This is a genomic window from Pontibacter sp. JAM-7, assembly GCF_048548695.2.
Lineage (GTDB): Bacteria > Pseudomonadota > Gammaproteobacteria > Pseudomonadales > Balneatricaceae > Neptuniibacter.
The window spans coordinates 1-14,050 of sequence record NZ_JBLYIF020000007.1 but is presented as its reverse complement, the minus strand read 5'-3'; the positions used below and the strand labels follow the sequence as shown (position 1 = coordinate 14,050).

Below are 14,050 nucleotides of genomic sequence, written 5' to 3'. Positions count from 1 at the left end.
AATGGGTTTTTCAGCTATTTTTGGTGTGATTCTGGCGCTCTCCTCCGTTGGTGTTGCGCACTATCTGGATGGTGGTTATCTCAGAGAACTGGTCAATCTACCTGCAGCAACCATTGTGCTTGGCGGTACCTTGGCTGCGGCGTTCATTCAGTTCCGAAGCGCTGATGTGCGCCGGGCGGCGGTGTTGCTGCGTTGGGCATTCAGCCATGGTCGCCAGCCACACAAGGAAACGTTGGAGAGTATTTTGCGCTGGTGCGTGATTGCCCGGCGCAAAGGGTTGCTTGGCCTTGAAGCAGAAGCTGAAAAGCTGTCGGATGAGTTCATTAAAAGTGGTTTGCAGTTATTGGCGGACGGTAAAGGCCGTGACAACCTCCGTAGTACTCTGGAAGTTGATATGGTCATGCAGGAGCAGCGTGATCTGCAGGCTGCACGTGTGATTGAAAGTATGGGTGGTTATGCCCCGACCATGGGTATTATTGGTGCGGTACTGGGTTTGATTCATGTCATGGGCAACCTGTCTGACCCGGAAAGTCTTGGCCGGGGTATTGCTACTGCCTTTGTCGCAACCGTGTATGGTATTGGTCTGGCGAACCTGTTATTGCTGCCTATTGGTAATAAGATCAAAGACTTGGTGCAAGCACGTTACCGCCATCAGGAAATGGTACTGGAAGGCCTGATGCTGATTGCTGACGGACATGGACCTAAAGCGATTCAGCAGCGCTTGCAGGGGTACTTGGGAGGGTAACGCATGCCACGACGACATGCCCAACAAGATGTTGTACGTAATGATCGCTGGATCCTCTCCTACGCGGACTTTATTACCCTGCTGTTTGCGTTTTTTGTAGTGATGTATGCCATTTCATCCGTCAATGAAGATAAATACCGAAGTTTGTCGGAGGCGCTGACCGGTATTTTTATCGGCCTGGATGATTCCGGGGAGCGCCCCGATACTGGCGAAGGCCATAATTTACGTGGCTTAGGTCTGTTTATGGGCGGCACCACGGACAATGATGCGCCCCGTGTAACCCTGGCACCGCCGAATCAGACTGAAACTCTGACCATGGAAGCCCTGAAACAAGCACTCCAGGTGAACTTCTCTCAGCCGATTTCGGCCGGGACGATGACCGTGACCGGCGATGATTTGTGGATAGCTATTGAGTTACGCTCCAGTGAGTTGTTTGAGTCAGGTGGTGCTCTGCCTAATGAGCTTGCTGACCGGTTACTGGAACCTCTGGCACAGTTTCTCAATGGCAGTAACAACCCAGTACATGTTGAAGGTTTTACGGATAATCGGCCGTTGGCCAGTAATCAGTTCCCCTCTAATTGGGAATTGTCTGCTGCCCGTGCTGCGGCCGTAGTAAGGTTATTGGCGCAATTTGGGGTTGAGCCGGAGCGCCTGGCAGCCGTGGGTTATGGGGAATACCAGCCAGCCTATAGCAACCGTACTCCGCGAGGCCAGCAGTTAAACCGCCGCGTGGTGATTGTGATATCACGGGATGAGAAGGTTCGGCGAATGGTGACGGCTTTTGGTAGTCAGAATGTCAGCTCAGATGCTATCTCTACGTTATTTTCTGAATCTGAAGCCGCGTCAGAACCGGAAGTAGAGCAGGTTAATAAAGCTGATGGTGGCGTTCTATTCAGGCAGGCAGAGCCTGATTCAGCAGGAGATAGATAAGCAATGCGTGTTTGGGCAGTTGCCAATCAGAAAGGGGGGGTAGGTAAAACCACTACAGTGGTTAGCCTGGCTGGGTTACTGGCCGAGGTTGGCTACAAGGTTTTGCTGATTGATCTGGATCCGCATGGCTCCCTGACCAGTTATTTTGGATATGATCCTGATGAAGTAGAGCTTTCCGTATACGATCTGCTCAGTGGCGATGTGCCGGTAACGCCGGAAGGGATCAGCGGCCTGCTGTGCAAAACCAGCCATGACGGAATTCAAATGCTGCCATCATCGACTGCCCTGGCAACGCTGGAGCGTAAGGCGGTGACCAGTCAGGGTATGGGACTGATGATTTCCCGAGCCCTGAAACAGGTCAATGACCAATTTGATTATGTCTTAATTGATAGCCCACCGATTCTGGGTGTATTGATGGTGAATGCGCTGGCAGCTTGTCAGCATTTGCTGGTGCCGGTACAGACCGAATTCCTGGCTCTCAAAGGGCTTGAGCGCATGCTACGCACCATTCATATGATCAATCGTGCGCGCAAGAATAAATTGCAGTACACCATTATCCCTACCTTCTATGATCGCCGGACACAGGCTTCAGTCATGAGTCTGCGTGAGTTGCATAACCTGTATCCGCATGAGATTTCCAATACCGTTGTTCCGGTTGATACCAAGTTTCGTAACGCCAGTATCCGTGGAATTGTGCCGTCAGATCTGGATACCAGCAGCCGTGGAGTGAATGCCTATGCGCGTTTACTGCGCACTCTGTTGGAGCAGCAGAAACTGGAGGCGGTATGACAGAAGATATAAAACACAATGGCATGCAGCAGCTGGTGCAGGACTATCTGGAAACACTGCTGATCGATACTGCGCTGGAAGAGTCCGTACATGAGAGTGCAGCGCCAAAGACTGACACGACTGAAACCAAGCTTGAGAACGCTGATGAGGCTGCCGCAGCAGAGGTAATGGAGGAGATTACACCGACTACCGTTTCTGTCGAACCAGAACCAGAACCAGAACCAGAACCAGAACCAGAACCAGAACCAGAACCAGAACCAGAACCAGAACCAGAACCAGAGGTTGCGGCGGTAACGTCAGTGGTGCCACTGGGCGCACAAAAACTGGCAGATAATGGCATGATGCAATGCATGTTGGTCAAAATGCATGGCTTGAATCTGGCGATACCCAGTGATTTTGTGGAGGCAGTGCAGAATCTGGCTAACGTGACTTTGCAGCTGGATGCAGACCACGACTGGTGTCTGGGCACCTTTGGTGGTGACTCCCGGATTACCCTGCTGGTCGATACTGCTCTAAAGTTGATACCGGAGCGCTATGACCCTGCACTTGCACAATATAATGAACTCATTATCCTGCAAGGTAGACTATGGGCATTAGCCTGTGATGAACTGGTCAAGTCTGTGGCATTACCGGTTGAAAAAATTAACTGGTCCAGCACTGATACGGCACGCCCCTGGCTCTGGGGCACCTATATGGAAGAACGTTGCATTGTGTTGAATGTGCGCCAGTTACTATCACAGCTGAATGATGCCCTCTAACTCGACCAAAACAAAGAAGGCATAACAGGTGAGTTCTGATTGGTTAATACCGCTATTCAGCGCCAGTATCCTGGTCATTGGCTTGGTGTGCCTGGTGCTGTTTTTACGCCTTCGCAAATATGTCCAGCAGCAGAAGGCGTTGATTAACGTCCTGCGCAATGAGCTGCATGCTATGACCAATAGCTCTATTGGTATGGGGCGTCGTTTGCAAGATGTCGAGAAAAAGCTCAACGTCACCGCCAGCAAGCAGCAGGAACTGGAAAACCGCGATCCTGATGCTGTGGCCTATAATCAAGCAGCGCGCCTGATGCAGATGGGAGCCAATGTGGAGGATCTGGTACGGGATTGTGGCATTGGCCGACCTGAGGCGGAACTCATGGCGCTACTGCATCGTGAACTGCATGCCGATCGCGCCATCGGGCGTGATAGCTGATCAGGGCTTCTTCTCACCGCTCAGTTGATTGATATCGATCTGTTTCAGACTGTAGGCAAACGCAATGACTTCAGCGATCGCACGGTAAAGTGCCTCCGGGATTTCATCTCCCAGTTCAAGCCTGACCAGTACTTCAACCAGCTCCGGGCTTTCATGGATATGAATTTCGTTCTCTTCCGCCAGACGAATGATCTGGTCGGCAATCTCGCCCATGCCCTTGGCTAGCACTAATGGGGCACGGCCCTGCTCCCGGTCATATTTAAGGGCGACAGCTTTCTGAACTTGATCGGGTGGGTTATCTTGCTTCATGTGTGCAGGTCTATTAGCTCTTTATGGACAGGTGCATGTTGCTTCGGGGCCTGACCACGTTGTGACTGAATCTCGGTATCGCTAAAGCCGCACTGTTGCAGTCGCTCCGCAAAGTCATCGGCTTTTTGCTGCAGCAGCTGAGTTGTTTCCGGTTTTTCACACCAGAATAGCGCACTGATCTGATGTTGATCGGTTAGCCGGATTTCAGCATCCAGCGCACCCAACTGCTCAAGATCAAAATGCAGTCGTACCCGCCACTGACTAATCAACTCGCCTGCAGTGTTATGGCGCGCCTCGCGGCTGAGTCTAAGCTCGAGGTTTTCCCAGCGTTCCCCCTGTCTGACCGGCAGGTCCAGCTGCATCACGCGCTCAAAGCTGCCGTCTGGCATTTCGCGCCATTGTTGTAGTGAGTTCAGTTGTTGACTGGTTACCCGCGAATGTAAGCCTCGGACCAACTGCTCTAACCGTTCCTTCTGATCTGCGGGTAACTGCTCACTCAGGCGTGATAGCTGTTGTAACTGTTGTCGCATATCCATGGGGCTGGGCAGAATGCCTCTGCTTAAGCGCTGCTCTGCAGTCATTCCGCCTAGTTCAATATTCTGGCGAATCTGGCCTGCGGCTTCGGCGGTACCCGGTCGTATACCAAATAGTTGCAGCAGTGAACGCACCACACTGGTTATTTGCGCCGCTTGGGCGGTATCGGAGCGGTTGCTCAGTTGTGCCAGTTGGTTAAAGGCATCTGCGACGGGCATTTGGCTGGGGAGTACATCACGTAGTGCTTGTTTGACTGCAGTTCGGTCCAGCGCAGATGTGGGCTGTTCTGTGCTCGGCTTGAAACTGCTCGCTTGCACCGTTTCCTGGGTCCGGGTGAGCTGCAGTTCGCTGCCTTGTGGTAAGGCTTGATTGGCGATGACCTGAATCTGGCGGCCATTCGGTAACAGCATAGTCACAACATATTCACGCGGCGCCGGATTGTTATTCGGGCTGGTAGCAGAGTTTGTGGCGGGGTTACTGGCAGGCGGTGGTGGCGTTTCTCTATTCGGTACGGTCGCGGTTCCTCTGACTGGCTGCTGTGGCACGGTTTCGCGGGTTGTTACGGCCGATGTTGGGCGGGTTGCTGCTGCGGCCGGATTGGTGGTGATAGCGGTGGCGTTTTGTATGGTGTTGCGGTTGGTCGTTGCCGCAGGCACCTGCGGTGACACAGGTGCGCTGTTTACATTGGTGTTGGCCTGGGGCTGGGCTGGAGCTGTGTTACCTGGGGCAGGCCCGCTGGCTGGATTGCTACTGCCAGTTTGCGCTGGCGTTGTGGCGGGTCGGTTGGTTGGTGCAGCAGATTGTCCGCTGTTTTGTGTCGGTGCGGAGGGTGCGGCTTGTTGTGTTGTTGCAGGGTTGCGGTCAGTAATAGCCGCAGGGTTAGCCGCTGCGGCGGCGCTGGTTTGCGTAGCCAGACCCGGGGATGCTGCTGTTGCGGTAATGAGCGGCCGGCTGCTGATGACGGTGGCCTGTATGGGCGTTTGTTCAGGCAGAATACTGATGGCCTGACCCGGCGCGGGTCTCAGTTGGGGTTGTTGGTTATTGGCAGTCGGTTGCGGTGTGGGCACCTGCTGTTGGTTGGTGTTCGGTAGCGGTGCTTCAGCGCGGGCTGCCATCGCTGCGTTACCGGTATTACCCGGTGCCTGGCCCGTGGTGGGCAGTTGTATCTGGATCTGCCCGTTTTCGCCGCGGCTGACATTGATTTTTTGCCCGACCTGCAAGGCCTGAAAAACACCCATCTGAATCAGACGGTTATTGATTTCCAGTTTTAGTCGGAAAATTTCAGGCTGGACCTGATCCCGACTGACTGCGATAACGGTTGCACTGACATTCTGGCCCACCGGCAGGGCACGGTTAAGCGCCACCGTATTACTGGTGCTGGTGCTATTGTCGTTGGCCGGCAGTGGAATGCCGGTGATCTGTGCTAACACGCTTGTGCTCCTGCAGAACTCAGGTAAGGTTTGCTATCTGCATATTGATAGGCATCAATGCCAGCTGGTTGATTCCTGCTGTCTGTAGTTCAGGGGCATGACGGAATCATATATAATGCCTCGTTTACAAAATCGGCTGGTACTGGGAAAAGTATAGTGGCATAACCGCTGCGACAAGCCGAATCAGGATGATAGGCAAGTATCGTTGCTGCTGTGAACCGAATTGGGAGTCCGCTTGAGCAAAGCGCTATTACAGGCCAACGCGCTGTTCTGTGAACGGGATGAGCGTGTGCTGTTTGAAAACCTTAAATTTGAACTGCATCGTGGTGATGTGTTGCAGATTGAGGGGCAAAATGGCAGCGGTAAAACCACCTTGTTACGCATTCTTAGCGGGCTGTCCAGTCACTATGAGGGCGAACTCTACTGGTGCGGTGAGCCACTGGCTGATGTGCGGGAGTCATTTCAGGCGCAAATGCTGTATTTTGGCCACCATCCCGGTGTCAAGGCGATGCTGACGCCGGAGGAGAATTTGCGTTGGTATACTGCTGTGCACCCGGCGCTCGATGCGACATCTATCAGCAGTGCGCTGGACAAGGTCGGTTTGCGTGGTTTTGAAGATGTGCCTTGTCATAGCCTTTCAGCCGGTCAAAATCGGCGCGTCAGCCTGGCCCGGCTGTATCTAAGTCAGGCACCGCTGTGGATTCTGGATGAGCCGTTTACCGCCATTGATAAACGTGGTGTTGCCGAGAAAGAAGCTCTGATCCGGCAGCATGCCGAGCAGGGCGGCGCGGTGATCCTGACAACCCACCATGAACTGGCGGACTATGACGGTCTGCGTCGTATCAATCTGGATCAGCTGGCGGGAACTAATTCATGAGTCAGCAGACAAATCAGCAGCTTGAAATTAGTGAGCCTTCGGTGATGGCCGGTTTTGTCGCGGTGCTGAAGCGAGATTTGATGCTGGCATATCGACGTAAAAGTGATCTGCTGAATCCGTTGATCTTTTTTCTGATGGTGGCAACGCTGTTTCCACTGGGCGTTAGCCCGGAGCCGGCGTTCCTGGCCGAAGTGGCACCGGGTGTGGTCTGGGTGGCTGCTCTGCTGGCTACTTTACTGTCGATGGATGGTTTGTTTCGCTCCGATTATGAAGATGGCACTCTGGAGCAGATGCTGCTTTGCCCTCAGCCGCTGTTTCTGACGGTGATGGCAAAAGTGCTGGCACACTGGATGATGACCGGGCTGCCATTAACACTGATGGCACCTTTGCTGGGTGTGATGCTGTTTCTGCCCGGAGAGGGGATGACTGGCCTGATGCTGAGTCTGTTGCTCGGCACACCGACATTGAGTCTGGTGGGTGCTATTGGTGCTGCATTAACAGTGGGTTTGCGCAAAGGCGGGGTACTAATCTCCTTGCTGGTGTTGCCGCTGTACATCCCGGTGTTGATTTTTGGCACCGGCGCGGTGCAGGCGGCGGTTACCGGCCTGCCGCTGGTTGGGTTCCTGGCGTTGTTGGGTGCCATGCTGGTGTTGGGTATAGTGCTGGCACCTTTTGCTATCAGTGCAGCACTGCGCATCTCTGTAAGCGGATGAGAATGAATAATGAGTGAAAACAAAAAATGGTTGCCACGCTGGTTCTTTCAGCTAGCCTCGCCACGCTGGTGTTACGACATTACCGGTAAACTGCTACCGGGTTTTGTTATCGTCATGCTGTTGCTGTTGGTGACCGGGCTGGTCTGGGCTTTGTTGTTTGCCCCAGCGGATTATCAGCAGGGTAATAGCTTTCGTATCATCTACATTCATGTGCCCTCAGCGATTTTGGCGCAATCCTGTTACATGATGATGGCAGTCGCGGGCGCTATCGGCCTGATCTGGAAAATGAAAGTGGCAGATATGGTGGCGAAAAGCTGTGCGCCCATTGGCGCCTCTATCGCGATTCTGGCACTGGCGACTGGCGCGATCTGGGGTAAACCCACCTGGGGTTCCTGGTGGGTATGGGATGCGCGATTGACCTCAATGCTGATACTGCTGTTTTTATATCTGGGTGTGATAGCGCTGCATTCGGCGATTGAGAATGAAACCACGGCCGCTCAGTCCGCCGCAGTGCTGTCATTGGTTGGGTTGGTGAATATTCCGATCATTAAGTACTCAGTAGAGTGGTGGAATACGCTACATCAGCCAGCAACCTTCACGTTGACTGAAAAACCGGCCATGCCTGCAGAAATGTGGGTGCCGTTGCTGGTAATGGTGATTGGGTTTTATTGTTTTTTTGCCGTGTCACTGATGCTGCGGCTACGCAATGAAATACTCCGGCGTGAACGTCGTGCCGGATGGGTGCGTGAATTGATCGAGAAACAGCGAGGCTGATGTGAGTTTTTCAAGTCTGTCAGAATTTTTTGCCATGGGTGGTCACGGTCTTTATGTCTGGCTGAGTTATGCCATTGCCCTGGTGGTCCTGATTTTAAATGTTATTAACCCGGTGATGCAGAAGAAAAAAGTTCTAGCTGATCTGTCTCGCCGCCTGCGCAGGGAGAAAACTACCTGATGAACCCGAAACGCAAACGCCGCCTGCTTATTGTTCTGTTTCTGGTGTTTGGTGTCTGTGTCGCCGTGGGCCTCACACTCTATGCCCTGAGTCAGAACATTAACCTGTTCTATTCTCCCAGCCAGATTGCGAAGGGCGAGGCACCAATTGCGACCCGTATCCGCGCCGGTGGCATGGTGGTTGATGGTAGCGTAAAACGTGATCCGCAAAGTCTGGATGTCACCTTCGCAATTACCGACTACGAGCACAGCACCACGGTGAAATTCAGTGGCATCCTGCCTGACCTGTTCCGCGAGGGGCAGGGTATTGTGGCGCAGGGTGAACTGGACGAAAACCAGGTTTTGCAGGCCAGTGAAGTACTGGCAAAACATGATGAAAACTATATGCCACCAGAAGTGGCAGAGGCGCTAAAGGCCACTGGCAATATGCCAAAACCTGAGGCTGAGGTGTTTAATAAATGATCCCTGAACTAGGGCAATATGCCCTGATCCTTGCCCTCTGCTTTGCGTTGTTGCTTTCAACAGTGCCGATGACAGGTGCGTTTACCGGTAACCGGTTATGGATGAGCTATGCCAGGCCGCTTGCGGTTGGTATGTTTGTCTTTCTGCTAATCAGCATGATCTGTCTGGGGTATGCGTTTGTCACCGACGATTTTTCGGTGGTTTATGTTGCCAGTAACTCCAATACCAAGTTACCAATCTACTACAAGGTAAGTGCGATCTGGGGTGGTCATGAAGGGTCACTGCTGCTGTGGGTGATGATTCTGGGTGCCTGGACAGTGGCGGTGGCGCTGAAGAGCGATAACCTACCGCAGGATATTGTTGCCCGGGTATTGTCGGTCATGGGCATTATCAGCGTAGGCTTTATTTTGTTTACCCTGCTTACCTCCAGTCCGTTTGATCGGCATCTGCCAAGCTTCCCCGATGAAGGCGGTGACTTGAACCCGTTGTTGCAGGATTTTGGTCTGATTATTCATCCACCTATGCTGTATATGGGCTATGTAGGTTTCTCAGTGGCGTTTGCGTTTGCTATTGCTGCCTTGCTGAGTGGCCGTCTGGATGCTGCCTGGGCACGCTGGTCACGCCCCTGGACCAATGTGGCCTGGGCTTTCCTGACGCTGGGTATTGCGCTGGGAAGCTGGTGGGCCTATTACGAGCTTGGCTGGGGTGGCTGGTGGTTCTGGGATCCGGTTGAAAACGCCTCATTTATGCCTTGGCTGGTGGGTACCGCGTTGGTACATAGTCTGGCAGTGACGGAGAAGCGCGGTGTATTCAAAAGCTGGACCGTATTACTGGCAATCTTTGCTTTCTCGTTAAGCCTGCTGGGGACTTTCCTGGTGCGTTCCGGTGTGCTGACTTCAGTACATGCGTTTGCTACTGATCCCGAGCGTGGCTTCTTTATTCTGGCGTTGCTGGCAATCAGTATTGGTGGTTCGCTGTTGCTCTATGCCATCAAAGCTGCCCATGTTAAGAGCGAGTCCAGTTTCCAGTTGTTATCCCGTGAAACCTTCCTGTTAGGCAACAATATCCTGCTGGTTGTGGTTGCGCTGATGGTGTTGCTGGGCACATTGTATCCGCTACTGATTGACGCTCTTGGAATGGGCAAAATTTCGGTGGGACCACCGTACTTCAATGCCTTGTTTATACCGTTGATGTCAGTGATGGTGGTGTTGATGGGGTTTGGTCTGATTTCCCGCTGGCGTCATACCCGGGGCAAGGTATTGAAACCTTTATGGTTGCCTGCGGTATTAAGTATTCTGCTGGCGGTGGCCTTCCCCTATCTATACGGCGGCAGCCTTGAGCCTGCGGTTGTGCTGGGTATGTTGCTGGTGTTCTGGATTGTATTCAGCTGTCTGCGCGACATGATCAACAAGGTCGCCAACCGGCGCTCGCTGTGGCAGGGGCTGAAGTCCTTGTCGCGCAGCTATTACGCCATGCAGTTAGCGCATATTGGTGTAGCCGTAGCGATTGTCGGTATGACGCTGGTGTCGGTTTACAACGAGGAACGTGATCTGCGTATGGCCCCGGGCGACCGGCTGGAATTTAAGCAGTATCAGTTTATTTTTGACGGTGCACGCCATAAAGAGGGACCCAATTACGTTTCTGATCAGGGCGTGATCCGGGTGCTGAAAAACGGTCAGGCATACGGTGCCCTGTACCCGGAGAAGCGGCTGTATACTGCACGCGGTAATGTGATGACTGAAGCGGCAATTGATCCGGGTTTGTTCCGTGACCTGTACGTCGCTATGGGTGAGTCCCTGGGTGATGGTGCCTGGGCAGTGCGGGTGCAACACAAGCCCTTCGTGCGCTGGTTATGGCTCGGGGCTTTGTTGATGACGGCAGGCGGGTTACTGGCCGCCTCCGATCCACGCTATCGCAAGCAGGCGGCTCGCCGCGTGCCTGCAGCCTGAAGTCGGATTTATAGGAAGGTATATGCGTCGTTTTATTCTGTTTATTCCTCTGTTGATATTTTTTGTCATGGGGATTTTTCTCTGGCGGGGCCTGCAGCTTGACCCATCTAAGCTGCCATCGGCTTTGTTGGATAAACCGGTACCTGCGTTCAGTTTGCCGACATTACAGCAGCCAGAGCGCGTGCTCACCGAGCTAGATCTGCAGGGCCAACCAGCGTTGCTTAATGTCTGGGCGACTTGGTGCCCGGCCTGCAAACAGGAACACCCGCAGCTTAACCGGATCAAAGATGAGGGCTATCGCATCATAGGGCTGAACTACAAGGATGAGCGTGTTAAGGCGCTGGCCTGGCTTGAGCGTTACCTGAACCCCTATGCCGAAGTGATTTTTGATGAGCAGGGCAGTTTGGGGCTGGATCTTGGCGTGTATGGCGCGCCTGAAACCTATCTGATCGATGCCAGTGGCACCATACGTTACAAACATGTAGGGGTGGTCGATACGCGAGTCTGGCAACAGCTGAAAGCTATGTTGGATCAATTGGCGAGCGGAGAAAAGGTGACGCAACCATGAGTAAAGTTTGGTTACTGATACTGGCTCTGCCGCTGCTGGCGCACGCTGCGATTGATACCTATGAATTTAAGGACCAGGCTGATCGGGAGCGATTTAATACGCTTGTGTATGAGCTGCGTTGCCCTAAGTGTCAGAACCAGAACCTGGCAGATTCTAACTCGCCAATCGCTGCGGATCTGCGCCGGGAAATTCACCGAATGCTGGAAGAGGGTAACAATGATGCGGAAATTATCGACTTCATGGTTGCCCGTTACGGGGATTTTGTACTTTATCGTCCGCCGATAAATCATGTCACCTATGTGCTGTGGTACGGTCCGTTTGGTCTGTTGTTACTGGGGGTGATTGTCATATTGTTGTTGCCAAAACTGCAGCGTAAACGATCCGCAGACCAGTCTGAAACCAGTCTTACCTCAGATGAGTCAGATCGACTCAATCAGCTTCTTGAGCAGGAAAAAGATCAATGACGCAGTTATGGTTTGCAATGGCGGTACTCACTGTGATCGCTATGGGATTTGTGTTTTTCCCGGCCTGGCGTGGCAGTCGGGTGAAAGAAACCGCTGAAGATCGTCGTCACCAGAACGTGGATATTTTTCGTGAACGGTTAAGTGAGCTGGAGCAGGAACGCGATAATGGCAACCTGGATAATGATGACTTCGACAGCCTGAAAACCGAGCTGGAACGTAATCTGCTGATTGATGCGGATGAACCCGAACAGGCTCAGGAAGCAGTCAAGCTAACCGGTGCTACCCGGGTAACCATTATGTTATTGGCGCTATTGATCCCGGCGATCAGTATTGGCCTGTATGCAGACCTGGGCCGTTCAGGTGACCTGGAACAGGCGTTGAACGACCCATTTGACGGGCGTCAGCCCACCATGGAGCAGGCGGTTGCTGAACTGGAACGGCAGTTGGATCGTAATCCGGATAATGCAGAAGGCTGGTTTTTGTTGGCAACCAGCTATCTGAATATGGAACGCTATACTGATGCGGTGACTGCACTGGAAAAAGTGCTGAAAATCTTGCCGCAGGATGCCCCGCAATATGCTGGTGTGATGGGCCAATATGCGCAGGCTCTGTATTTCGCTAATGGTGGCCAGATGGATGACACTGTTATGCAACAGGTCGAAAAGACTCTGGCGCGTGAGCCATATGAAATTACCGCGTTGGGCTTGCTGGGTATCAGCGCATTTGAACAACAAGAATATGAAACGGCGATCACTCATTGGCGTAAGGCTCTGACCAATGCTGATGGCGCTTCGCAACAGTCCTTGCTGTCAGGTATTCGCAGTGCACGTGACCGGCTGGTGGAGTTGGGTAAACCAGTGCCTGATCTGCCGGAGCTGGTCGATGCGGCGATCCCGGTGTCGGTGTCCATTGCCGATGCACTCAAAGCGTCAGTGACGCCTGATCAGACCGTGTTTGTTTTTGCCCGTCCAGTGGGCGGCCGTATGCCACTTGCGGCCGTCAAGCTGACTGTCGCGGATTTGCCGGTGTCTCTGGTGCTAGATGACTCACTGGCGATGAATCCTCAGATGACGCTATCTTCCGTGACTGAGGTGGAAGTGTCAGCACGGATCTCTGTCGCAGGCCAGCCTCAGGCTCAGCCTGGCGATATGTTTGGTGTCATTGCGCCGGTGACAGTGCAGGGGCAGGCAGAACCGCTGCAATTGGTGATTGATCAGGTTGTGGAGTAAAGCTGCATCGTTTTATAGTTAAGCAACGGTTTTAAGCACAGGACAGTGCTTCAACGGTGGTCATGGCGTTTTTGCTGTTCTTGCTAAGCACTCTATTGCAGGTTGTGTATGGATATCGGTTTGCGTGATTGGTTGATTATTGGTGGAGTCATTCTGATTTTGCTGATCATCTTTGATGGCTGGCGTCGGATGAAAGGGCGTGGTGGCGATCTGAAGATGCAGATCGACAAGCGGTTTTCTGATCTGCCGGAAGTACAGGACGACGGTTATAATCCAGAACTGCCTGGTGGCGGTGCCAGAGTTATTGGCCCTGAAGGTCGCGATGTCATGGTGGCAGAGCGTTCGATCGACCCCGCTCGTAATACATCTGCGCCGCATGAGCGGGTCGAACCACATTTTGATGAGCACTCGTTTGATACGCCGCCAGCCAGCGCTGCTCAGTCTGATCAAGAGTGGCATGATCCGGAGATATTGGGGCCTGCCCGAGTGGTCACGGGTTCTACTGATCAGCCACAGGATGCCCATCAAGCCTCTTCTTGTAGCCAAGACCCTAACGAATCTAAGCATTATCTTTCTGCAACAGCTGAGCCTGTAGATGCTTTTAACGGGTCAGACGGTTTGCCAGAAGAGGATGGCGTGTTAAGTACTGCCCGTGTGGTGAAGTCGGAGCTCATTGAAGATCAGCAGACGACAGCTGAGTTTGATGAATGGACGCCAGAATCTGATCCTTTGTTGGATGGCTTTGACGAAGCCGCTGCATTGGAAAAAGCTGCAGAGCCAGAGCCAGAGCCAGAGCCAGAGCCAGAGCCAGAGCCAGAGCCAGAGCCAGAGCCAGAGCCAGAGCCAGAGCCAGAGCCAGAGCCAGAGCCAGAGCCAGAGCCAGAGCCAGAGCCAGAGCCAGAGCCAGAG

Annotated in this window: 17 protein-coding genes; 15 read left to right on the top strand and 2 right to left on the bottom strand. The window is 53.1% G+C overall.

The window, feature by feature from the left end:
• Nucleotide 1: 1 nt before the first annotated feature.
• The 5 genes from ACFVYJ_RS10425 to ACFVYJ_RS10405 are packed head-to-tail and all read left to right on the top strand — an operon-like array spanning nucleotide 2 to nucleotide 3,655.
• On the top strand, nucleotides 2–745 hold the full coding sequence (locus ACFVYJ_RS10425; RefSeq protein WP_419415042.1) for a flagellar motor protein: 744 nt from the start codon (nucleotides 2–4) through the stop codon (nucleotides 743–745).
• A 3-nt stretch (nucleotides 746–748) separates the two neighbouring features.
• Entirely contained in the window at nucleotides 749–1,675 is a 927-nt protein-coding gene (locus ACFVYJ_RS10420) for a flagellar motor protein MotB (protein WP_419415043.1), read from the top strand.
• Between the two features lie 3 nt (nucleotides 1,676–1,678).
• A complete protein-coding gene (locus tag ACFVYJ_RS10415) occupies nucleotides 1,679–2,464 on the top strand; it encodes a ParA family protein (RefSeq protein WP_419415044.1) in 786 nt (261 codons plus the stop codon).
• Complete coding sequence (locus tag ACFVYJ_RS10410; RefSeq protein WP_463255250.1) at nucleotides 2,461–3,222, top strand: chemotaxis protein CheW; 762 nt, start codon at nucleotides 2,461–2,463, stop codon at nucleotides 3,220–3,222. The genes ACFVYJ_RS10415 and ACFVYJ_RS10410 overlap by 4 nt, the downstream gene beginning before the upstream one ends.
• 28 nt (nucleotides 3,223–3,250) lie before the next feature.
• On the top strand, nucleotides 3,251–3,655 hold the full coding sequence (locus tag ACFVYJ_RS10405) for a DUF2802 domain-containing protein (protein ID WP_419415047.1): 405 nt from the start codon (nucleotides 3,251–3,253) through the stop codon (nucleotides 3,653–3,655).
• Here the strand turns inward: ACFVYJ_RS10405 and ACFVYJ_RS10400 are convergent, their stop codons facing one another.
• The gene (locus ACFVYJ_RS10400) at nucleotides 3,656–3,964 is read right to left on the bottom strand and encodes an EscU/YscU/HrcU family type III secretion system export apparatus switch protein (protein WP_419415048.1); all 309 of its coding nucleotides are present in this window, start codon (nucleotides 3,962–3,964) and stop codon (nucleotides 3,656–3,658) included.
• Nucleotides 3,961–5,928, bottom strand: coding sequence for a flagellar hook-length control protein FliK (gene fliK, locus ACFVYJ_RS10395; RefSeq protein ID WP_419415049.1), 1,968 nt, complete (start codon nucleotides 5,926–5,928; stop codon nucleotides 3,961–3,963). The genes ACFVYJ_RS10400 and fliK overlap by 4 nt, the downstream gene beginning before the upstream one ends.
• 235 nt (nucleotides 5,929–6,163) lie before the next feature.
• On the opposite strand from fliK, the gene ccmA reads away from it, so the two are divergent.
• The 10 genes from ccmA to ACFVYJ_RS10345 form a co-directional block, all read left to right on the top strand.
• Complete coding sequence (gene ccmA, locus ACFVYJ_RS10390; RefSeq protein WP_419415050.1) at nucleotides 6,164–6,805, top strand: cytochrome c biogenesis heme-transporting ATPase CcmA; 642 nt, start codon at nucleotides 6,164–6,166, stop codon at nucleotides 6,803–6,805.
• Nucleotides 6,802–7,518 (top strand): heme exporter protein CcmB, encoded by a 717-nt coding sequence (gene ccmB / locus ACFVYJ_RS10385; RefSeq protein WP_463255248.1) that lies wholly within the window; start codon nucleotides 6,802–6,804, stop codon nucleotides 7,516–7,518. The genes ccmA and ccmB overlap by 4 nt, the downstream gene beginning before the upstream one ends.
• A 9-nt stretch (nucleotides 7,519–7,527) precedes the next feature.
• Nucleotides 7,528–8,292, top strand: a complete 765-nt coding sequence (locus ACFVYJ_RS10380; RefSeq protein ID WP_419415051.1) for a heme ABC transporter permease — start codon at nucleotides 7,528–7,530, stop codon at nucleotides 8,290–8,292.
• A 1-nt stretch (nucleotide 8,293) separates the two neighbouring features.
• A complete protein-coding gene (gene ccmD / locus ACFVYJ_RS10375) occupies nucleotides 8,294–8,470 on the top strand; it encodes a heme exporter protein CcmD (protein ID WP_419415052.1) in 177 nt (58 codons plus the stop codon).
• The gene (ccmE, locus tag ACFVYJ_RS10370; protein ID WP_419415053.1) at nucleotides 8,470–8,931 is read left to right on the top strand and encodes a cytochrome c maturation protein CcmE; all 462 of its coding nucleotides are present in this window, start codon (nucleotides 8,470–8,472) and stop codon (nucleotides 8,929–8,931) included. Before ccmD ends, ccmE begins: the two co-directional genes overlap by 1 nt.
• Nucleotides 8,928–10,880: a heme lyase CcmF/NrfE family subunit gene (locus tag ACFVYJ_RS10365; protein WP_419415054.1), complete on the top strand. Its 1,953-nt coding sequence runs from the start codon at nucleotides 8,928–8,930 to the stop codon at nucleotides 10,878–10,880. The genes ccmE and ACFVYJ_RS10365 overlap by 4 nt, the downstream gene beginning before the upstream one ends.
• A 22-nt stretch (nucleotides 10,881–10,902) precedes the next feature.
• Entirely contained in the window at nucleotides 10,903–11,448 is a 546-nt protein-coding gene (locus tag ACFVYJ_RS10360; RefSeq protein WP_419415055.1) for a DsbE family thiol:disulfide interchange protein, read from the top strand.
• Nucleotides 11,445–11,912 carry a cytochrome c-type biogenesis protein gene (locus ACFVYJ_RS10355; protein WP_419415056.1) on the top strand — a complete coding sequence of 156 codons (468 nt, stop codon included), beginning with the start codon at nucleotides 11,445–11,447 and terminating at the stop codon, nucleotides 11,910–11,912. Before ACFVYJ_RS10360 ends, ACFVYJ_RS10355 begins: the two co-directional genes overlap by 4 nt.
• Nucleotides 11,909–13,141, top strand: a complete 1,233-nt coding sequence (ccmI, locus tag ACFVYJ_RS10350; RefSeq protein ID WP_419415057.1) for a c-type cytochrome biogenesis protein CcmI — start codon at nucleotides 11,909–11,911, stop codon at nucleotides 13,139–13,141. The genes ACFVYJ_RS10355 and ccmI overlap by 4 nt, the downstream gene beginning before the upstream one ends.
• Nucleotides 13,142–13,249: 108 nt before the next feature.
• A partial coding sequence (locus tag ACFVYJ_RS10345; RefSeq protein ID WP_463255245.1) for a hypothetical protein occupies nucleotides 13,250–14,050 on the top strand: 801 nt, incomplete at its 3' end.